Source organism: Mesorhizobium sp. M0293, from assembly GCF_040321735.1.
Lineage (GTDB): Bacteria > Pseudomonadota > Alphaproteobacteria > Rhizobiales > Rhizobiaceae > Mesorhizobium.
Genome location: NZ_JAMYSA010000015.1, coordinates 42,828 through 65,451 on the forward strand (window position 1 = coordinate 42,828; position 22,624 = coordinate 65,451).

The following is a 22,624-nucleotide window of genomic DNA, read 5'->3' on the forward strand; positions in this document are numbered from 1 at the left end:
AACCCTAAGCGACCTTTTCTGCTGTGCTGTCCAGATACTGCGTCAACGCGCAAACCAGATGATAGAAGATACTGGCCGGCACGTCAGTTGCCAGCGAGCGGCCGCGTTCGTCGATGCGATCGATCCACAAGCCGAGCGGCGCCGGGTCGATATGCCAGCGGAACAGTCGGCCGACACGCGCCTCGATCTCGGGCTTGAGATCCGGTCCGCCCGAGCCGTCGAGTGCTATGGCCGCTTTGATCGCCTCGGCCTGCGGCCAGCTGCGTGATATCTGGTCAAGCGGCAGGCCCTGCCTGGAGACGGCGCCATAGGCAAGGCCGGTGGCGCGGTTGAGGCCGTTCGCTATGGCAGATGCATAGAGTTTCCTGGCAAAGCCGCTCAACTCAGCCTGACCGCTGCGTCCGGCGAAATCGACCAGCAGAGAGGCCCACTCGAAATGGTGGCCAGGCTCGGTCCATGAGCCTTTCTCGCCGGCGGACGGCTTCCATTCGGCATCGAAGTACTCGCCCAGTGTCCAGCTTTCCGGGTCGAAGAAATGACTGCGGAAGAGGTCAATGATGCGTGCCGCGCGGCGCAGATGCGCGCGCTCGCCGGTTGCCTGGTACCAGGCAAGAAATGCCTCGAGCAGATGCATGTGCGGGTTGGAGCGACGCTCGCCTTCGCCGTCCGACGTTTCGAGGAAGCCGGTCATGCGGCTGTCCTCGAGATGCGCATCGAGAAAGGCGAAGGTTTCCTCACCGAGCCGCAAGGCGTCGGGATTGCCCGACATATGCGCATGCGCCAGCGCCAGAAGCACGCAGGAATGATCGTAGGCGTCCTCGGTGGCGTCGGCGACTGAACCATCGACATTCAGCGTGCGTACCCAGCCGCCTTTGTCGGTGCGGCCCTTCCCGGCCATGAAGTCGATGCCGTGGCTGATCAGCCGGTTAGCGGGACCGTCCCAGCCGCGCTCCTTGGCGACCGCAAAAGCATAGACCTGTCTTGCCATGGTGCGCATGCGCTTGGGCTTCATCAGCGGCGAGGCATCCAGGCCGAGCGCTTCATGAAAACCACCATGGCGTTCGTCGACGCCCGATGTCGACCACAGCGGCAAGGTCTCCTGAAACAGCCAGTGGTGCACGCGCCGCCGCCAGGCGCCGCTTTCGATGACGCGGTCTTGCGCCGGCGTGAACCTGGTTTCCAGCCGGCCCGATTTTTCGAGCTGCTCGACGATCTTCTTGACGTGCTGACTGTGGCTGACGGGGGCGATGAAGGTGGCGTCCGATGTCGCGACGATGGCGACGTCCTTCATGCCTATCGCCGACAGCAGGCGGCTGTCACTGCGGATGTAGGAGTTTTCGCAGTCGATGGCGACGACATCGCCGACGATCACATTGCCCTTGCTGTCGGATGGGCCGACATCGAGCAGCGACTGCCAGGAGCCGAGATCGTTCCAGCGGAAGCCGGCTGGCACCATGGCGATGTCTATTGCCCGCTCCATGATGGCGTAGTCGATCGAATTCGACGGGATGGCGGCGTAGAGCTCAAGCGGCATATAGAGGCCGGAGAGATCCGATGTCGCGGCCTTGTAGGCTGCTTCGGTAGCCTGCCAGATATCAGGCTGGAACGCCGCGAAGGCGTCGCGCATGGCGCCGGCGCGAAACAGGAAGATGCCGGTGTTCCAGTAGAAATTTCCAGCCTTGAGATAGCTCTGCGCCGTCGCGAGATCCGGCTTTTCGACGAAGCGCGACACGTCGAAGGTGCCGCCGCTTTCGGCTGCGACCTCGATATAGCCGTAGCCGGTCTCGGGCTGTGTCGGCTTGATGCCGAACACCACCAGCCGGCCGGTGCGCGCGGCCTCGGTACCGGCTTCGACGCTCTGCCAGAATTGGCGCGGGGTCGATATCTCATGGTCCGAAGGCACCACCAGAACCAGGCCGTCGCCGAACTCGGACAATGTGCGCAGCGTCGCCAGTGCGACGGCGGCGGCCGTGTTGCGACCGGTCGGCTCGAACAGCGGACCGCCGCCCGCGAGGTCGAGGCCGGCAAGATCGGCATGAACCCGATCGGCGTGTCGCTCCGCGGCGATCAGGAAGATCGGCGTTTGGCCTTCCGGCCTTGCCGTCAGCCGGCGCAAGGTCTTGGCCAGCATCGAGCCGTCGCCCGACAGATCGTGGAACTGCTTGGGATTGTCCTCGCGCGACAGCGGCCACAACCGCGACCCGACGCCGCCGCTCATGACAAAACTGACAATCCGCTCGGTCATTCAATTACCATTCAAAAGGTCTGGTTGTAGGCGCCCACCTCGGGGCTGCGGCGCAGTATGGTATCGACGGCGTCGAACATCTGCCGGCGACGCTGCGACGATACCGGGCTTTCGACGACCACCACGAGTTCCGGCTTGTTCGATGAGGCGCGCACCAGCCCCCAGGTGCCGTCCTCGGCGACGACACGCACGCCGTTGACGGTGATGAGGTCTGCGATCTTCTGGCCAGCAAAGGTGACGCCATCGCGCTTCATGGCCTGAAAGTCGGCAACCACCCGCTCGACCACGCCATACTTCACATCGTCCGCGCAGTGTGGCGACATGGTCGGTGTGCCGAAAGTCAGCGGCAGCGCGCGGTAGAGATCGGCCATCGAACTGCCGGGGCTGCGATCCAGCATCTGGCAGATAGCGATGGCGGTGATCAGCCCATCGTCATAGCCGCGGCCGATCGGCGGGTTGAAGAAGAAATGGCCGGACTTCTCAAAGCCGGCGACCGCGCCAAGCTCGGCGACGCGGCGCTTGATGTAGGAGTGGCCAGTCTTCCAGTAATCAGTGACGGCTCCGTTGGCACGCAGCACTGCGTCGGTGTTGAACAGGCCGGTCGACTTGACGTCGACTACGAAGGTCGAGCCCGGATGCTGGCTGGAAATATCCCGCGCCAGCATCACCCCGACCTTATCGGCGAAGATCTCATTGCCTTCATTGTCGACGACGCCGCAGCGGTCGCCATCGCCGTCGAAGCCAAGGCCGACATCGGCTCCGGTCTCGAGCACCTTGTCCCTGATGGCATGCAGCATCTGCATGTCTTCCGGATTGGGGTTGTAGCGTGGGAAGGTGTGGTCAAGCTCGACATCGAGAGGGATGACCTCGCAGCCGATGCGTTCCAACGCTTGCGGGGCAAAGGCGCCCGCTGTGCCGTTGCCGCACGCAGCGACCACTTTCAGTTTTCGCGCGATGCGCTTGTCGCGGGTCACATCGTCGAGATAGGTCGCGCGAAAATCGCGGACGAAATCGTAGGAGCCGCCGTCGGCGAGGTCGAAGTCGCCGGCCAGCACGATCGTCTTCAGCGCGCTCATCTCTTCGGGACCGAAGGTCAGCGGCCGCGCCGCGCCCATCTTGACGCCGGTCCAGCCATTTTCGTTGTGCGAGGCCGTGACCATGGCAACGGATTGAGTATCCAACGCGAACTGGGCGAAATAAGCCATCGGCGACAATGCCAGGCCGATGTCTCTCACCCGGGCGCCGGCAGCCATCAGGCCGGACACCAGCGCCAGCTTGATCGACAGCGAATAGGAGCGGAAGTCATGCCCGGTGACGATATCGGGACCGGCGCCGAGACGGCGGATCAGCGTGCCAAGCCCCATGCCGAGCGCCTGGGCACCGATCAGGTTGAGTTCCGGCGGCCGCGCGGAGCCAGGATGGCCGAACCACCAGCGCGCATCATATTCGCGAAAGCCGGATGCGTCGATCAGCGCCGAGGTCTCGAATTCGAAGCTGTTGGGCCGGGCCTCGCCAACGATTTTTGGATGCAAGACAGCAGAACTCCAGGCGGTGGAAACACGATCTATCGAGGCTGTGGCTTAGCACAGAAGGCTTTAAGCCACGTTTATCCCGGGCCGAAATCCGGGCTTTGCGGAAATGCCCGACGAAAGCAGATGAAATGCGACAGAAGTGCTGCCATTGCCGCTTGCAGGAACGAAGTACGGCAGCTATAAGCCCGCGGTCTGGTCACGGAGTGTAGCGCAGCCTGGTAGCGCACCTCGTTCGGGACGAGGGGGTCGCAGGTTCAAATCCTGCCACTCCGACCAGAAAAAACAGATACTTAGGTATTTGTTTCTCCCGATACCCCACAGCGCGAGACCTTCGGGCAATCCATCCGGGTTCGAGAGCAGAATGTCTTTGACGGCAGCGCTGGCAGTCTTATTTTCAGTCTTGGTCATGGCGGCGTTCCTTCGCGGGAATCAGGCGACTCCGACGCAGGGCTGTAGCCCGTCGGACCAGTCTCATAGCAAAACCCCAGTTCAACTCCAGGCCGCACCAGCTTGCGGACCAGGTGGTGTACCGGTGCCATATCTGAAGAGATAGCCCATACGTCTTACGACCTAAGCGGACTCCGAGAGACAAATCTTCCGGCCCCAGTAAAAGTCCCGCCGGACCCTTGATCGCCAGAAAATGAGTTCCCAAGTGGGTACCAACCCGCTGGTCCGGGCCCCTCTGGTGAGAGCCTCGGTACTCTTACGATGTCGGACCGATTTTCTGACAGCCGTGCCGACAGGGGATTGCCCTTGAGTTTCTCATTTTTGTTCATCGAATGGCTCGGAACGCCGGTCTGGATGTGGTCGAGCTTTTTTGTCCTCGTTATCGCCATTTTGTCGTTCGACCTTGGAATTCTTCATAAGCAGGACAAGGAAATTGGCGTCCGCGAAAGCGTGATGCTTTCTGCCCTCTATGTCACCCTCGGGCTCGCCTTCGGTGCCTGGGTATGGTGGTATCTCGGCTCCGACGCCGGCCTCGCCTATCTGACAGGCTTCGTCGTCGAAAAGACGCTGGCGCTCGACAACATCTTCGTAATTGCCCTGATCTTCTCATTCTTTGCTGTGCCGCGCATCTACCAACACCGGGTGCTCTTCTGGGGCGTCCTCGGCGTCTTGGTGCTGCGGGCCATCATGATCGGTGTCGGCGCGATGCTGGTCGCCGAGTTCGCCTGGGTTCTTTATATCTTTGCCGCATTCCTGATCATCACCGGCATCAAGATGCTGATCGTCAAGGAGGCAGAACCCGACCTGTCTAAGAACGTCCTCTTCCGCTTCATGCGCAATCGCTTCAACGTCACCGAAGAGCACCACGGACAGCGGTTTTTCGTCAAAAAGACAAATCCCGGAACGGGCCAGGCGAGTTGGTTCATCACGCCGCTCTTCATGGCGCTGGTGATGGTCGAGGTGGCCGACGTCATCTTCGCCGTGGATTCCGTCCCTGCGATTTTCGCGATCACGACCGATCCGTTCATCGTCTACACCTCAAACGTCTTTGCGATCCTCGGCCTTCGCGCCCTCTATTTCGCGCTTGCGGCGATGATCCAGCGCTTCCGTTACCTGAAGCCCGCGCTCGCTATCGTTCTGATCTTCATCGGCTCGAAGATCTTCGTCGCCGATCTCCTTGGCCTTGAAAAGTTCCCGGCCGCCTTCTCGCTCGGCATTACCTTTGCGATCATCGCGGCCGGCGTGGTTTGGAGTCTTCTCAAGACTAGGGATCAGCAGCGGCAGTCTGCGTGAACGGGGAGCCGACCCCGTCCGTCGGTCAACGCAACGACGAGGAGCTACAGACCGGCGCTGTTCCTGCTCCGGATGCCGACCGCCATGACCCACATTGCCCTCCAGGAGGTCAAAAGACGGCAAGGTCGTGGACTGGTTGGAATATGTCAGCGACGCCGACTACGGCGCCTGGCCTCCTTCACTCGAAAGGAACCAAAATGCCCGGTTGCGGCGGGTATGGAAATGAGAGTTCGCTCGCCAGGATTTGCACCCGGCGAGCGAACCCCTATCGGCTCAGGAAGGGACGTAGCTGCGCCGATGTGCAAATTCGTTCGCCAATTCTCCTGGACGATCAGCCAAGAGCTACTCCAATCACCATCAAAGTGATGGCCGCCGCGAAGACCGGTGCGAGCAACCAGCGTGCCTGGCCAACACTCTTCTCCATTGGTTTCCTCCCACAAACTTGCAGCCGACAACGACCGCAAACAGTGGCCGTTCCGGGCGACGCCCTTGGTAAGACCATTGCGTTTTGCGATCAGACTTAAGTCCCCCGCCCCGCCCGACCGAAGCCCAGCCTCGGGAACGTTTGCGCTTGCCCAAAGTTCGGTTGGTTGGGCGCAGACGTTGTTGTGCTGCGTCGGTTTGCAAAGGAGGAATTCATGAAAGTGCATCTTGCCGCCGCCGCGGCGTCGCTTCTGCTGCTTGCGGGTGTCGGCGCAGCCGCAGCCGAGGACATCATCATCCAGCCCGAGCAGGAAACAGTCATCCGTGAATATGTGAAGAAGCAGCCCCTCGCTTCGGTGAAGGTTCCCGGTGTGGAACTCAATATCGGAACAGCGCTGCCCGACACGGTCGAGCTTCACGAAGTCCCCAACGTCAAATACCGCTACACAGTGATCGACAACCGGACAGTTGTTGTGGATCCGGGCACCCACAAGATCATCAAGATCATCGACTGAACCAGCCGCTTACGGCTGAAGCTCGCCGCCCTCGAGGCGACGGGCTTCCCAATAAAACGGACGCAGATCGCCATGTCGAACCGTGAGACTGAAAAATCCCAAGCGCTGGGAGTGCGCGTGGCTGACCTCAAAGCCAGGATGCAGGAGGCTCAGATCACCGAAAGCGAAATGAAGACCTTCCAGAAGGTCGCGGCCATCATGAAGGACCACGAGGGTCGAATTCAGGGTGACGACCTGATTGCCGCGTCTTTCGTCACCGATATGTTGCTGACCAACCAAAAGCCTTGAACGACCATGCCAACAATCAGCAGACTTTTTGATTCGCCCGCCGAAGCGGCCCGAGTCGCCGGCGACCTTGTGGGATCCGGAATTCCTCGGGTACAGATCGCCATCATTGGACCTTATAAGGACGAAGCGGGATTTCTATGGGCTCTCGCTCTGGCGTCCATCGTTGGCGCTGGTGCTGGCGGGTTGGCCTGCCTGGGCGCTGTTGCCGTTCACGCCATCAATCCTCTTGCCGCGGGACTATCGGCAACAGCAGTGGCAGGCGCGGTCTTTGGCGGCGTTGCCGGCGGCCTGCTCGCAACATTCACCGCGACTGCCGCAAAGCCGGAGGACCGAAGTATCGCAGAGGGGATCGTTTTGGTGACCGCGCATGTCGATGAAAACGAGATCAGTATCGCTCAGGCAGTGCTCGAGGGGGACGACCCGACGACATTCGTTGCCGAGGCAGCGTGAGAATTTGCAGGGAAATTGGATGAATGGTCCGATAATTTTTGGGAGGCGGGCGCGATGGGAAGAACGCTACTGCATTGACCGACAACGCCCAGCTCGGTGGCTGGGTCCCGTCGCGGCCGCAAACTTTGACGACATGGCCGTCGGCCCTAGGTACTTCGGTGCGGTATGATGGGGTCAATGAAACGGCAAGCCGGATGCGATATGAATTTGAATTCGACGACAGCCTCGCCACCGGCCCTGATGATCGCGCTGTTTCTCGTCGCCGGCTGTTCATCGATCGGCAGAACCGTCGATCCGGCAAAATACGATTCGATGACATGCACCGAGCTCAACAGCACGCTGGGAGGCATCGCCCGTGACATCTCGCGAACCGCAATCACCCGCGGCAAGGTCGCGAACACCAACGTTCCACGCTGGCTGCTGGGCGGCTCGCGCGTGAAAGCCGCGGTCGCCGACCGTGAAACGGCCAGGATCGACCGACTGAAGCAGCAGCAAGACGCCATCGTCGCGGTACGAGCAAATAAGTGCCGAGGTCAATGGACTGAGTGAACAGGCGCTGCCTTGGTGCTTTGCGCCTCTTGGTGACTACTGTCTCAGGCGCTCAATCGGAAACGCGTGACGTCGATCGCCGCGGCCATCAGCGTCTGTGTGTAGACGTGCTGCGGATTGCTGAAGATCGCCTCGGTCGGTCCCTCCTCGACGATCTTGCCCTGTTTCATGACGATGATGTAGTCGGCCATGGCGCGCACGACCGACAGGTCGTGGCTGATGAAGAGGTAGGACAGTTCGTGGTCGGCCTGCAGCTTGCGCAGCAGTTCGACGATCTGCTTCTGGACCGAGCGGTCGAGCGCCGAGGTCGGCTCGTCCAGCACCACCAGCTTGGGCTTCAGGATCATGGCGCGGGCAATGGCGATGCGCTGCCGCTGGCCGCCGGAGAATTCGTGCGGGTAGCGATTGCGTGCGTTGGGATCGAGGCCGACTTCGCGCAAGGCCTCGACCGCGCGCTGGTCGCGTTGCTTGCCCGAAAGGTTCGGCTCATGCACCAGAAGCCCCTCGGTGATGACCTGGCCGACGGTCATGCGCGGCGACAGCGAACCGAACGGATCCTGGAAGACGAGCTGCATCTGGCGCCGTAGCGGCCGCATCGTCTGTCGGTCGGCAGTGGAAATGTCGCGGTCGCCGAAACGGATGAGACCGTCACTTGGCAACAATCGCAGCAAGGCGCGGCCGAGCGTCGATTTGCCCGAGCCGGATTCACCGACGATGCCGATGGTCTGGTTGCGCTGCAGCCGGATCGAGATGTGATCGACGGCACGCAGCATCAGCGGCTCGCCAGCAAGAAACCCGCCGCCGATCCTGAACGTCACTTCGACATTCCTACCTTCGAGCAACACCGGAGCATTGGCGGGCGGCGGCGCCTTATTGCCGGTCGGCTCGGCCGCCAACAGCATCTTGGTATAGGCATGCTGCGGGTTGACGAAGATGGCTTCCGCCTCGCCCTCCTCCACAACCTCGCCCTGGCGCATGACGTAGACCCGGTCGGCAAAGCGACGGACGATGCCAAGATCGTGGGTGATGAAGACGATCGCCATGCCGAGCTTGCGCTGCAATTCGGCCAAGAGCATCAGGATCTGCGCCTGGATGGTCACGTCGAGCGCTGTCGTCGGCTCGTCGGCGATCAGAATGTCGGGGTCGTTGGCGAGTGCCATGGCAATCATCACGCGCTGGCGCTGACCGCCGGACATTTCGTGCGGATAGGATTTCATCCGCCGTTCGGGATCGGTAATGTGCACCAGCCGCAGCAGTTTGAGCGCCTCTTCGTGCGCCTCGGCGGCCTTCAAGCCCCGATGCCGGCGGATCGGTTCGATCAGCTGGTTGCCGATCGAATAGAGCGGATCGAGCGAGGTCATCGGCTCCTGGAAGATCATGCTGATCTTGCGGCCACGGACCTTGTTCAGCTCGGATTTGCTCAGTGCCAGAAGGTTTCGGCCGCGATAATCGACACTGCCTGTCGCTTCGCCATTCGACGCCAGCAGACTCATCGCCGCCATCATCGTCTGGCTCTTGCCGGAGCCGGATTCACCGACAACGGCAACGGTTTCGCCCGCATTGACGTGGATGTTGATGCCCTTGACCGCCTCGACCGCACCGTCGAGCGTGCGGAAGCGGACGCGCAGGTCCTTGACGCTGAGGATCGTTTCGGAAGCAGCCATTTCAGCGATCCCCATCTTTATCGATCCCCATCTTAGCGATCCCCATCTTAGCGATCCCTTGGGTCGAGCGCGTCGCGCAGGCCGTCGCCGACGAAGTTCAGCGCGAACAGCGTCGAGACGAGGAAGAAGGCGGGAAACAGAAGTAGCCAGTTGGCCGTGCCGATGTTCTTGGCGCCGACCGAGATCAGCACGCCCCAGCTGGTCATCGGCTCCTGCACGCCGAGTCCGAGGAACGACAGGAAACTCTCCAGGATGATGACCTGCGGTACCAGCAGCGTCATGTAGATCACCACCGGACCGAGCAGGTTGGGGATGACGTGGCGCAGCAGGATGCCGCGCTGGCCGACACCCATGGCCTCCGCCGCCTGGACATATTCCTGCCGGCGGATCGACAGCGCCTGGCCGCGCACGATGCGCGCCATGTCGAGCCACAGCACGGCGCCGACGGCCAGGAACATCAGCACGAAGTTGCGGCCGAAGAACACCACCAGCATGATGACGAAGAAGATGAAGGGCAAGGAATAGAGCACGTCGACGATGCGCATCATCACCTCGTCGATCTTGCCGCCGGCAAAGCCGGCCGCGGCACCGTAGACCACGCCGATGACTACCGCCACGACGCCAGCGAGCAGGCCGATGGCCAGCGATATGCGCCCGGCCATCAGCGTACGAGACAACAGATCGCGGCCGGTGTTGTCGGTACCGAACAGGAAATATTGCTGCTTGATCGAGGCGCTCATCGTCACTTCGAGACCGTCAGGCGACTTGCTTTCGATCTTGGTGTCGTCGAAGGCATCGGAACGGTCGAGATAGCGGATGTTGCGGTCGTCGATCGGCTTGGTCGACTTGACGGTAACGAAGACCTGGTTGCCTTCCTGCCGCCACTCCTTGATATCGACCCGCATGCGCTTGATCGCTTCGGTAAGCGCCGTCTCGATCGTGTCGGCCTTCGGATAGGCCGAAAGGCTTGGCGGCGTGCGCACATAGTCACCATAGATGGTCGTGTATTGATGCGGCACGAGTGAGGGGCCGAACACGCTGATGGCCGCGATCAAAGCGAGGTAATAGAGGCTGAACATGGCGGCGCGATTGGCCTTCAGGCGCGCCCAGGCATCGCCCCAGAGCGAGCGTCCGACGACGGCGGGTGCCGTGGCTGCGATGTCAGTCATAGCGCACCCTCGGATCGACGACCGCGTACATGACGTCGACGATCAGGTTGAACACGATGGTGAAGATGGCGATCACGACGACCGTTCCCATCACCAGCGTGTAGTCGCGGTTGAGCGCGGCATCGACGAAATAGCGGCCGACGCCCGGAATGGAGAAAATCGTCTCGACGATGACCGAGCCGGTCAGCAGTGCCGCGGCTGCCGGGCCGGTGAAGGAGACGATCGGCAGGATGGCGCCGCGCAGCGCGTGCTTGACCACCACCGACCAATCGGAGAGGCCGAGCGCGCGCGCCGTGCGGATGTGATGGGATCGAAGCGATTCGATCATCGAGCCGCGCATCAGCCGGGCGACAATGGCGATCTGCGGCAGCGCGAGCGTCAGCACCGGGCCGACCTTGTTGATGAAAGCGCCATCGCCCCATCCGCCGATCGGCAGCAGCTTCCAGGTCAGTCCGAACAAGAGCTGGATCACCGGCGCGATGACGAAGGTGGGGATGGTGCTGCCGGCCGTCGCCAGGGCAATCACCGTATAATCGCCAAGCTTGTTCTGGTTGAGCGCGGCGATGGTGCCGAGCACGGAACCGAGCAGAAGCGCCAGGATGAGAGCCGACGCACCGAGCTGGACCGAAATGGGCAGACCCTTGGCGAACAGTTCGGTGACGGTGAAATCCGGCATGTTATAGCTCGGGCCGAAATTGCCGCGCAAAAGATTGCCGAGATAGTGGACGAATTGCAGCCAGAGCGGGTCGTTGAGACCGAACTGGGCTTCAAGATTGGCTCTAATCTCGGGGCTCAGTCCCCGCTCCTGGTTGAACGGGCCGCCTGGCGCGACGCGCATCAGGAAAAACGCCATGGTCACGATGACGAACAGCGTCGGAATGGCGGTCAAAAGCCGCCTTAATACATATCGCAGCATCGGTGCCCCGCTTGATCCAGAGCAGCGCGCGTCCAGCTGGACGATTGCGCTCTAGCCTTCAAATCTTCGCACCGACATTGTCGAAAATCGAATCCGGTTCCCGGGCCGATGCGATGGCAAACCAGAGCCGCCGCGCATTGGGTGCGCGGCGGTCCAGCCAAGGGATCAGTCCTTGCTGATGAAGCGGGACGGGTGGATGTCCATCACATTGTCGTCGAAGCCATGCAGCTTCGAGGAAACGATGTCGTGGTAGCTGTAGTAGAGAAGCGGGATCTCGCCAACGTCGTCGACGAGGATGCGCTCGGCCTCGGCGAGATCCTTCATGCGCTCCTCGGGCTTGCCGCCGGCGGCGGCGGCCTTGTCCATGGCGGCTTCATAGGCTGGGCTATCGTAGTTCGAATAATTGTTGCCGCTGGCCTTGCGCGAGATGCCGAGGAAGGTCTCCGGGTCCTTGTAGTCGGCGATCCAGGCGGCGCGCGCCACGTCGTAGTCGCCCTTCTGCTCGAGGAAACCGTAGTGGGTCTTGGTGTCGGTGTTGAGCAGCGTGATCTCGACACCAAGCGGCTTCAACTGTTCCTGGATGGCGACAGCGGTGTTCTTGTGGTTTTCCGAGGTGTTGTAGCGGATTTCCATCTTCAACGGATGCTCGGGTGTATAGCCGAGCTTCTCGAGGATCTTCTTGGCAGCGTCCTCGCGGTCGATCGGCGGCATGTCGGCGTATTTGGCCAGTGCCGGCGTGTAACCCTCGATGCCCGGAGGTACCATCGAATAGCCGGGCAGCATCGAATTCTGCCAGACTTTCTCCGCCAGGAAGTCGCGATCGATCGCCATTGAGATGGCGTTGCGCAGCTCGACATTGTCCCACGGCGCCTTGTCGGTCTTGACCGCATAATAATAGGTGCCAAGATATGGCCCGACACGGATCTGGTCGCCGAATTTGGTCTTGAGATCGGCGAGCTGTTCGGTCGGCAGGTCACCGTAACTGTCGAGTTCGCCGGCCTCGAAGCGCTTCATCGCCGACGAGCGATCCTCGGTCGGAATGTAGTTGACCACGTCGAACTTGACGGTCGCGGCGTCCCAGAATTTCGGATTCTTGACCAGCTTCAGATGGTCGTTGGGAATCCACTCCGCCGCCGTAAAGGCCCCGTTGGAGACCAGCTTGCCTGCCTTGATCCAGTCGGCGCCAAGCTTTTCGATAGACGCCTTGTTGACCGGATAGGTCGCCTGGTGGGTCAGCATCTCCAGGAAGTAAGGCGTCGGCGCCTTCAGCGTGACTTCGAGGGTATTTGCGTCAAGCGCCTTGACGCCCATATCCTCCGGCTTGCCCTTCTTGGTGTTGACTTCCTCGGCGTTCTTCACGGGATAGAGCATGGAAGCATATTCGGCGGCGGTGGCCGGATCTTCCAGCCGACGGAACGAATAGACGAAGTCGTCCGCCGTCACCGGGCTGCCATCCGACCAGAGGCCGTCCTTGCGCAGTTTGAAGGTGTAGACGGTGCCGTCGTCGGACACCGTCCAGCTTTCGGCGGCGCCCGGAATGAGGTTCGTCTTCTGGTCATGCATAACGAGGCCCTGGAACAGGTCGCGTATGATATCGGCTTCGTAGACCGTTGAGGTCTTGTGCGGATCGAGCGTCTCCGCCTCGGCGGCGGATCCGCGGTTGTAGACGCTCTCGGCGAAAGCCGGCGTGTAGAACGTGCCGGCGGCCAGCGCCATCGTCGTGGCGAATACCGTCGCCTTCAGCATGTTTTTCAGCATGAAGTTCTCCCTGTCGGCGCTGCCGTCGGCGCGCCTTTACGTGTTGACGCCCCGGAGCCGATATCTGACTCCTTTGAGCGCGCCGCCGGTTCCCTTCCTGCGGCTGGTGGCAGGAGACTAGACAGGAGGTAAGCTCTTTTCAACCGAGTACTGAGTGACCTTAAGTCAACAATCAGAAATAAAAGAGACATTTGCTAAATTAGAACTTCCTTTCAATCACTCACACCTCCAGGTTGCACCTAGAGTTTCCGCTTTTTGCATGCGAACTTTGGCATGTTCAGCGCCATGGTTCGCAACCTCGTTCTCATGGCCAGAAGCCACCGATTCCGGACAAATACTTCGGGAACTTCGGCGGTTGAGTTCGCCATGCTCTCACCGATCTTCATCCTCATCCTGCTCGGAATGGTTGCGTACGGCATATATTTCGGTGCGGCCAACTCGATCCAGCAAATCGCGGCGGACGCCGCACGGACAGCCATTGCGGGAATGAACCAGACCGAACGGCAAACGCTCGTGGCCAGCTTCGTCACCAACAATGCCGGCGGATATCCCTTCGTCGATGCGAGCAAGCTGACCTATCAGGCCAACGACAGCACAGCCGATGGCAGCCAGTTCGTGGTTTCCATCCAATACGATGCCCGCAACCTGCCGATATGGAATCTCTTTCCGGGCATCGCGATGCCAAGGACCACGATCACACGCCAGTCAACGATACGGGTCGGAGGCATCTGAATGTTGCCGCATGCGCGCAAAGAGATTGGCCGGCTGGCGCGGCTAATGCTGAGTGACAGAAAGGCAAATTTTGCCGTGATGACGGCGCTCATGGCGCCGGTCGGGCTTGCGCTGGCTGCCGTCGCCATCGACGAAGCCTCGATCTACACCGAGCGCCGCGAAGCCCAGGCAATGGTCGACCTGGCGGCGATCACCGCCGCCTCGAACATCACCAACATCAACACAGCTGTCGTGACCACGCTAACTGATAACGGCATGCCAGGGGTGGTCGTTCAAGGCTCGGGGCAGACGATCGCGCCGGCCGTCGGCAAAACCGTGGTGTCGGTGACGCCAGGGCGATACGCGGCATCCGGCACCAATGTGAGCCAGCGCTTCCAGGCCAGCGTAGCACCTTACAATGCAGTCCGTGTCACCCTGAAGAAGATCCCCGCCCGCTATTTCGCAAGTTCGCTGATCCCCACTCCCGTCATCGGCACCGAGGCTATCGCCAGCATGACGCCGCAGGCGACGTTCTCGGTCGGGTCGAGGCTCGCCAGCGTCAATGGCGGCATCCTCAACGCACTTCTCGGCAGTCTTCTCGGTGGCAACATTTCGCTCAGCGTCATGGACTACAACGGATTGATCTCGGCCGACGTCAGTGTCCTTTCCTTCATAAGTGCCCTTGCCACACAAGTGAACGTGACCGGAGGCACCTATTCGGATGTGCTGGCCTCCAAGGCGACCGTCGGTCAGATCGCCACCGCCATGGCCAACGTGCCCGGACTAGGCAACACGGCCAAGGTCGCGCTGCAGACGATCGCTTCCAAGTCGACCAGTACGGTCAAGATCCCGCTCAGCAGCCTTGTCGACCTAGGCACCGTGGGCAGCCTTGGACTGGGACAAACTCCGACAGGCCTTGGGGTCGATGCAAGCGCCATGGGAATGTTGTCCGCCGCCGCCGTGCTGGCGAACGGCACCAACCAGGCTCAGGTCAATCTCGGAGCCACCGTACCTGGGCTTCTTTCCACTCAGCTTACCATTGCCATTGGCGAGCCGGCGCAATTTTCGCCATGGCTCGCGATCGGCGGAATCGGCACCACGGTGCGCACGGCCCAGACGCGTATCAAGCTGGTGGCCAGCGTCGGGGTTGGCACACCCAGTCTCGGCGGCGGCATCAGTCTGCTGGCCGTCAATCTGCCGCTCAATGTGGAAGTCGCCTATGCCGAAGCCAGACTGACCGACATCACCTGTCCGACAGGGCCTTCCAGCATCAAGGTTTCCATCGCGGCGCACCCAGGCATTGCCGCGCTGCATCTGGCCAACAGCAACACCTCAGGCTTTGGCGACTTCAGCCAACCGCAGACATTCACCGACGCGGAAATCGCGGATGTGAGCCTCAAGCTGTTGCTGATCAACATTCCGCTGATACAGGTGATGGGCTCCGCCGCCACCGCGATCACCAACAACAACCCGACGACGCTGACCTTCGATGCGACCGATATCGCCAACAAGACGATCAGGACCGTTTCGACGCGCAACATCACACAGTCGCTCACCACATCGCTGGTCAGCAACCTGTCGCTTTCGGTCAATGCGCTTGGTCTGGGGATCGATCTCACCGCCCTGCTCGGAGCAGTCAAGCCGGCGGTGGTGGCCGTGCTGAACGGCATAACGGCACCCGTCGACGACCTACTCTACAATGTGCTTTCAGCGCTGGGTGTCGGTGTCGGCGAAGCCGATGTTCGGGTCACCGGCGCGACATGCGGGCGTTCCGTGCTTGTCCAGTAAGGCGACCAAAGCGCCAAATTAGTCGAAGCGGCCAAGAAAGCATCCGAGCTCGGGCAGCGAAAGCTCGGTCCCCTCGATAATCGCGGCATCGCCATCAAGCTTTGCGACCGCTCCGATATCGGGCGGCAATGGCCAGTTCCCTGGTTCCCCGGCGAAATTGAAGACACAGAGCAGTCTTTCGCCGCTGCCTTCGCGGACGAACGCGAGCATGTCACCCTCAGCGTCAAGAAAACGGATCGAGCCTGTTGCCAGCGCCTCATGCTCCCTGCGCAACGCCAGAGCGGCCCGATAGGACGTCAGCACAGAGGCCGCGTCGGCGTTCTGGACGTCGACCGCGCGGGCGCGATGGCTGGCCGGGATCGGCAGCCACGGTTTGCCAGTGGAGAAGCCCGCATTGTCGGCGCCGGCCTCCCAGACCATCGGCGTGCGACACCCATCCCTGCCCTTGACGCCCGGCCAGAAGCGGATGCCGACGGGGTCGCGCAGATCCTCATAGGCAAGCTCCGCCTCCTCCAGGCCGAGTTCCTCGCCCTCGTAGAGGCAGATCGAGCCGCGCAGGCAGGAGAGCAGCATGATCGAAAATCTTGCGATCGCGTCGGGATCGCTGTCCGGCCTTGTCCAACGGCTGACATGGCGCACCACGTCATGGTTGGAGAACGCCCAGCAGACCCAGCCGTCGGAAACGGCCGCCTCGAAGGCTTCGACGCAACCACGCACATGCGCCGCCGAGAACTGTGGTCCCAGCAGATCGAAAGTGTAGCACATATGGAGCGTGTCGCCGCCGGATGTGTAGGCGGCGAGCGTCTGCAAGGAGCGGCCTTCATCGCCGATCTCGCCGACAGCGGCGCGGTCGCCATATTCGTCGAGCAGTGCCCTGAAGCGGCGGAGAAATGCCAGGTTTTCCGGCTGCGTCTTGTCGAACATATGCTCCTGGTAGAGGTAGGTGTTGGTCTCGCTGTTGGTGCCGGCGACGCTCGATGCCAAAGGTGGATTGCTGCGCAGCCAGCGGTCGTGGACATAGTAATTGACCGTATCGAGCCGGAAGCCGTCGACGCCACGCTCGAGCCAGAACCGGACCGTTTCCAAAAGCGCGTCCTGAACCTCCGGATTGTGGAAATTCAGGTCGGGCTGCGAGGCGAGGAAATTGTGCATGTAATATTGGCGGCGGGTCGAGTCCCATTCCCAGGCCGGGCCTCCGAAGACGGAGAGCCAGTTGTTGGGCGCGCCGCCATCGGGCTTGGTATCGGCCCAGACATACCAGTCGGCCTTGGGGTTATCGCGGCTGGCGCGGCTTTCGACGAACCAGTCATGCTTGTCGGACGAATGCGACAGCACCTGGTCGATGATGATCCTCAGGCCGAGACGATGCGCCTCGGCGACCAGCGCATCGAAATCCTCAAGCGCGCCGAACATCGGATCGACATCGCGGTAATCCGACACGTCGTAGCCCATGTCGGCCATCGGCGACTTGAAGAAGGGCGACAGCCAGATGGCGTCGACACCAAGCGAGGCGACATGAGCGAGCCTCGACGTAATGCCTGCGAGATCGCCGCTGCCGTCGCCGGTCGTGTCCTGGAACGAGCGCGGATAGATCTGGTAGATGACGCAGCCGCGCCACCATCCGGCCTTGTCACCCATTGCGCTTCTCCCTTGTGCCGGCCTGCACGCGCTCGATCATGAAGATCACCGTCCGCCCCGATACCGGCCGCGAGATGTCCGCCGCATCGACGGCAGCGGTCCAGAAGAACCCTTCGCGCTCAGGCAGCGTGACCATGCAAGCCCGGCGATCGCCGTTGATGATGACGGCAACACGGCACTCGCCGTCGCCACCCAAGATCATGACAAGGCGGTGCCTCTGCGGATCCTGCCAGCTCTGTTCGTCGAGCGGTGCGCCTGTCTCGGTCAGCCATGCGACGTCCGGCATCTCTGAGCCTGCCGGTGGCTGGCCGGTGAGGAAGCCTGTGTCGGAAAGCGCTGATATCGCGCGGCGCAACGTCGAGAGCAGCGCCGTGTACCGCTCCAGCGCCTGGTCGCGGCCGACCCAGTCGAGCCAGGTGATCTCGTTGTCCTGCGCATAGGCATTGTTATTGCCTTGCTGGGTGCGGCCGAATTCGTCGCCAGCCGTCAGCATGATCGTGCCGCGCGAGGCAAACAGCGTAGCGAGCAGCGCGTGCTGGTCGTTCAGGCGAGCCACTGCCACAGCCGGGTCGTCCGCATCACCTTCCACGCCGTTATTCCACGACAGGTTCTCATTGTGGCCGTCGCGATTTTGCTCGCCATTGGCCTCGTTGTGCTTGTGCTCGTAGCGCACGATGTCGGCCAGCGTCATGCCGTCATGGGCGGCGATGAAATTGACCGTGCGGCTGACGTTTTGTTCCTTCGCGGCAAACACATCGGACGAACCGGCGAGCCGGGTCGCCAAGGCGCCGGCCATGCCGGCGTCACCGCGCCAGAAGCGTCTAACATCGTCGCGGTATTTGTCGTTCCATTCGAGGAAAGGCGGCGGAAAATTGCCGAGCTGATAGCCATCCGGGCCGATATCCCAGGGCTCGGCGATCAATACGCGATCGGCCAGCAGCGTATCTTCACGCATCGCCTTCAGCAGCGGCGCCTCGGCATCGAATGTTCCTTCGACACGGCCCAGAATGGGCGCCAGGTCGAAGCGGAAACCATCGACGCCGGCATCCCTGACGAAATGGCGAAGCGTGTCGAGGACCATTTCCCTGACGACCGGATGATCGCAAGCGACGGTGTTGCCGGTGCCGGTGTCGTTGGCCAGCCTGCCGTCAGATGTATGCCGATAATAGGCCTGGTTATCGAGACCGCGCAGCGACAGCGTGGGCCCGAGCCTGTCGCTCTCGCCTGTATGGTTGAAGACAAGATCGAGGATGACGCCGATGCCGGCCTGGCGCAGCACGGCGACCGTGTTTCGCAATTCCATGATGCCGCCCGGCGCCAGGCGTGGATCCAGCGCCATGAACGTCACGGGATTGTAGCCCCAGGCGTTGCGCAGCCCGAGCGGCGGCAAATGCCGCTCGTCGATCGAGGCGGTCACCGGCATCAGTTCAACCGCGCCGACGCCGAGTTTTTTCAGGTGCTCGACAACCACCGGATGCGCGAGAGCGGCGACCGTACCGCGCAGCTTTTCCGGGACGTCCGGATGCAACATGGTGAAGGCGCGCACCGGAATTTCGTAGATCAGGCCGCCGGGCTGGAATAGCGGCGGCGCAGCCGGCACGCGCTTCAGCGGCGCGGGGGCAATCGCCTTCGGCATCAGCGGCGCGGTATCGGCCCCCTCGCCCCGACGCTGGCCCAGCCGCCAGTCATAGGCGTAAGGCCTGTCGATCTCGGCGGCATAGGGATCGGTCAGGAGCTTGGTGGGGTCGGACCACAGCCCGCGCTCCGGCGCATACTCGCCATCGGCGCGAAAGCCGTAGCGGGTGCCGGCGGCGAGACCTGGGACGAACAGCCCATGCACGCCCTCGCCTTCCGGCTGCAATTCGAGCCGTTGGATTTCCCGATTGCCCTGCTCGTCGAACATCGAGACCCAGAGCCGGCGGGCGGCCTGCGACCAGGCGCCAAAGCGAATGCCTTCGCGGGTGACGGTGGCGCCGAGTGGGGTCATGCAGTCTCCCCCTTCTCCCCTTGTGGGAGAAGGTGTCGCCGAAGGCGACGGATGAGGGGTGTTCCAGCTTGGCAGGGACGGCGATCCTTCGCGCACCCCTCAACCGTCTCGGCGCTACGCGCCGATCCACCTTCTCCCACAAGGGGAGAAGGGAAAGCGCGCACAGCCACCCTCAAGTAATGACGCTCGGCTTGGGACGGCCGGTATGGCTGTGGATCCCGGCAATATCATCGGCCGCGGCGATCAAATCCGCCAATGCGGCCTGCGTGTCGAGATCGTGCCTCGACTTGTCCGGCTCGTAGCGCTCGATATAGACGCGCAACGTCGCGCCCGAAGTGCCGGTGCCGGAGAGGCGGAAGACGACGCGCGAGCCACCTTCGAACAGCACCCTGATGCCCTGATGCTCGCTGGTCGAACCATCAACCGGATCGTGATAGGCAAAATCGTCGGCGCTGGCGATTGTCATGCCGCGCACGCTGGTGCCGGACAGCGAACCGAGCTTGGCGCGGAGTTCATCGACCAGCGCGTTGGCGCGGTCGCTCTCGACCTCTTCATAATCGTGCCGCGAATAGTAGTTGCGACCGTAGGTCGCCCAGTGCTCGGTGACGATCTGCTTGCAGCTTTCGCCGCGCGCGGCAAGGATGTTGAGCCACAAGAGCACTGCCCAAAGGCCGTCCTTTTCACGGACATGGTTGGAGCCGGTGCCGGCACTTTCCTCGCCGCAGATCGTCGCCATGTCGGCGTCGAGCAGATTGCCGAAGAACTTCCAGCCGGTCGGCGTCTCATAAATGCCGACGCCAAGTTTTTCGGCGACACGATCGGCAGCACCACTGGTCGGCATCGAGCGGGCGATGCCTTTCAAACCAGCCTTGTAGCCGGGCGCCAGGCGGGCGTTGGCGGCGAGCATGGCGACGGAATCCGACGGGGTGACGAAAATGCCCTTGCCGATGATCAAATTGCGGTCGCCATCGCCATCCGAGGCAGCGCCGAAATCCGGCGCGTCCGGCCCCATCATCTCGTCGTAGAGGTGTTTGGCATGGACGAGGTTCGGGTCCGGGTGATGGCCGCCGAAATCCGGCAGCGGCTTGAAATTGCGGCAGGTGCCGTTGGGCGCACCAAGCCGGTTTTCCAGTATCTCCTTGGCGTAGGGGCCGGTCACCGCGTGCATGGCGTCGAAGCGCATGCGAAAGCCGGACTTGAACAGTTTGCGCAACGCGTCGAAATCGAACAGGCTTTCCATCAGTTCGGCATAGTCGGCGACCGGATCGATGACCTCGACCGTCATGCCGGCCGCCTTGACCGTGCCTGTTGTGTCGATGTCGATCGGATCGATATCGACGATCTTGAAGCTCGCGATTGCCTTGGTCTTGGCAAAGATCGCGTCGGTCAGCTTTTCCGGCGCCGGGCCGCCATTGCCGGCATTGTACTTGATGCCGAAATCCTCGTGCGGGCCGCCCGGATTGTGGCTGGCCGACAGGATGATGCCGCCAAAGGTCTTGTATTTGCGGATGACATGCGAAGCGGCCGGCGTCGACAGAATGCCGCCCTGCCCGACCATCACCTTTCCGAAGCCGTTTGCGGCGGCCATGGCGATTGCCTTCTGGATGACCTCGCGGTTATAGAAGCGGCCGTCGCCACCGATCACCAGGGTTTTGCCCTTGAAGCCGTCTAGCGCGTCGAAGATCGACTGGATGAAATTCTCGGCATAGTGCTCCTGCTGGAACACCGGCACCTTCTTGCGCAGGCCCGACGTGCCGGGCTTCTGATCGGAATAGGGTTTGGTGGGGACGGTTCGTATCATGCTTCAGGCAACCCTTTTCGAAAGCAGCAAGCGATAGAGTTCAACGTATTTTTCCGCGCTCTTGTCCCACGACACATCGGCCTTCATGCCCTGGCGCTGCAACGATTCCCAGACCGCCGGACTGGCATGCGCGTCAACGAGGCGGCGAATGGCGTGCAGCAAGGCGCCGCCATTGTTGGGAGCGAACTGAAAGCCGGTGGCGACGCCGGCAGAGACGGCAGCCTCATTGGCGTCGATGACCGTATCGGCCAGGCCGCCGGTGCGCGCCACCACTGGCACACAGCCATAGCGCAGGCCGTAAAGCTGCGTCAGCCCGCAGGGTTCGAAGCGCGAGGGAATGACGATGGCATCGCAGCCGCCTTGCATGATGTGCGAAAGCCCCTCGTCGTAGCCGATAACGACCCCGATGCGGCCGCGATGTCTGGCAGCCGCGGCAAGCAGCGCGCCTTCGAGGCCGGCATCGCCCGAGCCCAGGATGGCCAGGCGCGCGCCGGTCGCAACAATGCCATCGACCGCTGTCGCCAAGGTATCCATGCCCTTTTGCCAGGTCAGGCGGCTGACGACGCAGACGATCGGACTGTCGTCGCGCTCAAGGCTGAAGCGGTCTTCCACGGCAGCCCTGTTGGGGGCGCGCGCCTTCAGCGTGCTGGCCGTGTAGGTGGACACCAGATGCTTGTCCGTTTCCGGATCCCAGATGCCGGTGTCGATGCCGTTGACGATTCCATGGAGATCGCTGGAGCGCATGTTGATGAGGCCGTCGAGGCCCATGCCGAATTCCGGCAAGCGGATCTCCTGCGCGTAGGTCGGACTGACCGTGGTGATTGTCCAGGCGGCCTGCAGGCCGGCCTTGAGGAAGCCGACGCCGCCGTAATATTCGACGCCGTCGAGCGCCATCGCCGCTGCCGGCAGACCGAGTTCGCCAAAGATGGCGGCGCCGAACTGGCCCTGGAAAGCGAGGTTGTGGACAGTCATCATCGATGGCACACCGACGGCCTTGCCGTAGCGCATATAGGCCAGCGTCATCGCCGACTGCCAGTCATGGGCATGGACGATGTCGGGTTGGTAGCCCGAGATGGCGCCACCGGCAATGTCGCCGCCGACCTGGCTCAGCGCCGCGAAGCGCCGCCAGTTGTCGGGCCAATCGACCCCGGTCGCATTGCCATAGGGGCCGCCGGGACGGTCGAACAGATGCGGCGCGTCGAGCACGAAAAGCTCGAGCCCGGCGAGCTGAACGGAGTGGACGGAGGCCTTGCCGCCCTGCAGCAAGGGATATTGCAGCACCGCCTTCCTTTTCTTGAAAGCGGCCATGACGGTCGGAAAACCAGGAATGAGCGTGCGCATGCTCACGCCCTTGGCCGCCAGCGCAATGGGCAGCGCGCCGGTCACGTCGGCAAGCCCACCGGTCTTGATCAGCGGGAAAATCTCGGGCGTGACCGACAGAACCTGCATG

General features: G+C 62.0%; 17 protein-coding genes and 1 tRNA gene. 8 read left to right on the plus strand and 10 right to left on the minus strand.

Going from position 1 to position 22,624, the window contains the following annotated elements:
- Window positions 1-4: 4 nt before the first annotated feature.
- Both NKJ06_RS08625 and NKJ06_RS08630 read right to left on the minus strand, forming a co-directional pair.
- Window positions 5-2,245: a mannose-1-phosphate guanylyltransferase/mannose-6-phosphate isomerase gene (locus tag NKJ06_RS08625; RefSeq protein ID WP_352626737.1), complete on the minus strand. Its 2,241-nt coding sequence runs from the start codon at window positions 2,243-2,245 to the stop codon at window positions 5-7.
- Between the two features lie 11 nt (window positions 2,246-2,256).
- Window positions 2,257-3,777, minus strand: a complete 1,521-nt coding sequence (locus tag NKJ06_RS08630; protein WP_352626735.1) for a phosphomannomutase/phosphoglucomutase — start codon at window positions 3,775-3,777, stop codon at window positions 2,257-2,259.
- Between the two features lie 199 nt (window positions 3,778-3,976).
- On the opposite strand from NKJ06_RS08630, the gene NKJ06_RS08635 reads away from it, so the two are divergent.
- The 6 genes from NKJ06_RS08635 to NKJ06_RS08660 all read left to right on the plus strand — a co-directional run bounded on the left by NKJ06_RS08635 (window position 3,977) and on the right by NKJ06_RS08660 (window position 7,742).
- A tRNA-Pro gene (locus NKJ06_RS08635) sits at window positions 3,977-4,053 on the plus strand.
- 477 nt (window positions 4,054-4,530) lie between these two features.
- Window positions 4,531-5,517 carry a TerC family protein gene (locus NKJ06_RS08640; protein ID WP_352626733.1) on the plus strand — a complete coding sequence of 329 codons (987 nt, stop codon included), beginning with the start codon at window positions 4,531-4,533 and terminating at the stop codon, window positions 5,515-5,517.
- 638 nt (window positions 5,518-6,155) lie between these two features.
- Window positions 6,156-6,455 (plus strand): DUF1236 domain-containing protein, encoded by a 300-nt coding sequence (locus NKJ06_RS08645; protein WP_352626731.1) that lies wholly within the window; start codon window positions 6,156-6,158, stop codon window positions 6,453-6,455.
- Window positions 6,456-6,527: 72 nt separating this feature from the next.
- A complete protein-coding gene (locus NKJ06_RS08650) occupies window positions 6,528-6,743 on the plus strand; it encodes a hypothetical protein (RefSeq protein ID WP_352626729.1) in 216 nt (71 codons plus the stop codon).
- Between the two features lie 6 nt (window positions 6,744-6,749).
- Window positions 6,750-7,193: a hypothetical protein gene (locus NKJ06_RS08655; RefSeq protein WP_352626727.1), complete on the plus strand. Its 444-nt coding sequence runs from the start codon at window positions 6,750-6,752 to the stop codon at window positions 7,191-7,193.
- A 201-nt stretch (window positions 7,194-7,394) separates the two neighbouring features.
- Window positions 7,395-7,742 (plus strand): hypothetical protein, encoded by a 348-nt coding sequence (locus NKJ06_RS08660; RefSeq protein ID WP_352626725.1) that lies wholly within the window; start codon window positions 7,395-7,397, stop codon window positions 7,740-7,742.
- A 44-nt stretch (window positions 7,743-7,786) separates the two neighbouring features.
- On the opposite strand, the gene NKJ06_RS08665 is transcribed toward NKJ06_RS08660, so the two are convergent.
- The 4 genes from NKJ06_RS08665 to NKJ06_RS08680 all read right to left on the minus strand — a co-directional run bounded on the left by NKJ06_RS08665 (window position 7,787) and on the right by NKJ06_RS08680 (window position 13,249).
- Window positions 7,787-9,406 carry an ABC transporter ATP-binding protein gene (locus NKJ06_RS08665; RefSeq protein WP_352626723.1) on the minus strand — a complete coding sequence of 540 codons (1,620 nt, stop codon included), beginning with the start codon at window positions 9,404-9,406 and terminating at the stop codon, window positions 7,787-7,789.
- Between the two features lie 47 nt (window positions 9,407-9,453).
- Complete coding sequence (locus NKJ06_RS08670; protein WP_352626721.1) at window positions 9,454-10,575, minus strand: ABC transporter permease subunit; 1,122 nt, start codon at window positions 10,573-10,575, stop codon at window positions 9,454-9,456.
- Entirely contained in the window at window positions 10,568-11,491 is a 924-nt protein-coding gene (locus NKJ06_RS08675; RefSeq protein WP_352626719.1) for an ABC transporter permease subunit, read from the minus strand. Before NKJ06_RS08675 ends, NKJ06_RS08670 begins: the two co-directional genes overlap by 8 nt.
- A gap of 165 nt (window positions 11,492-11,656) precedes the next feature.
- The gene (locus NKJ06_RS08680; RefSeq protein ID WP_352626718.1) at window positions 11,657-13,249 is read right to left on the minus strand and encodes a peptide ABC transporter substrate-binding protein; all 1,593 of its coding nucleotides are present in this window, start codon (window positions 13,247-13,249) and stop codon (window positions 11,657-11,659) included.
- A 273-nt stretch (window positions 13,250-13,522) separates the two neighbouring features.
- On the opposite strand from NKJ06_RS08680, the gene NKJ06_RS08685 reads away from it, so the two are divergent.
- Together NKJ06_RS08685 and NKJ06_RS08690 are read left to right on the plus strand one after the other, a co-directional pair.
- Window positions 13,523-13,981, plus strand: a complete 459-nt coding sequence (locus NKJ06_RS08685) for a TadE/TadG family type IV pilus assembly protein (RefSeq protein WP_502905599.1) — start codon at window positions 13,523-13,525, stop codon at window positions 13,979-13,981.
- On the plus strand, window positions 13,982-15,748 hold the full coding sequence (locus NKJ06_RS08690; RefSeq protein WP_352809636.1) for a Tad domain-containing protein: 1,767 nt from the start codon (window positions 13,982-13,984) through the stop codon (window positions 15,746-15,748).
- Between the two features lie 18 nt (window positions 15,749-15,766).
- Here the strand turns inward: NKJ06_RS08690 and bglA are convergent, their stop codons facing one another.
- The 4 genes from bglA to glgA all read right to left on the minus strand — a co-directional run bounded on the left by bglA (window position 15,767) and on the right by glgA (window position 22,623).
- Complete coding sequence (bglA, locus tag NKJ06_RS08695; protein ID WP_352626715.1) at window positions 15,767-17,386, minus strand: beta-galactosidase BglA; 1,620 nt, start codon at window positions 17,384-17,386, stop codon at window positions 15,767-15,769.
- Entirely contained in the window at window positions 17,379-19,373 is a 1,995-nt protein-coding gene (gene glgX / locus NKJ06_RS08700; protein WP_352626713.1) for a glycogen debranching protein GlgX, read from the minus strand. Before glgX ends, bglA begins: the two co-directional genes overlap by 8 nt.
- Window positions 19,374-19,545: 172 nt before the next feature.
- Complete coding sequence (locus NKJ06_RS08705) at window positions 19,546-21,174, minus strand: alpha-D-glucose phosphate-specific phosphoglucomutase (protein ID WP_352626711.1); 1,629 nt, start codon at window positions 21,172-21,174, stop codon at window positions 19,546-19,548.
- Between the two features lie 3 nt (window positions 21,175-21,177).
- Window positions 21,178-22,623 (minus strand): glycogen synthase GlgA, encoded by a 1,446-nt coding sequence (glgA, locus tag NKJ06_RS08710; RefSeq protein ID WP_352626709.1) that lies wholly within the window; start codon window positions 22,621-22,623, stop codon window positions 21,178-21,180.
- Window position 22,624: the final 1 nt, after the last annotated feature.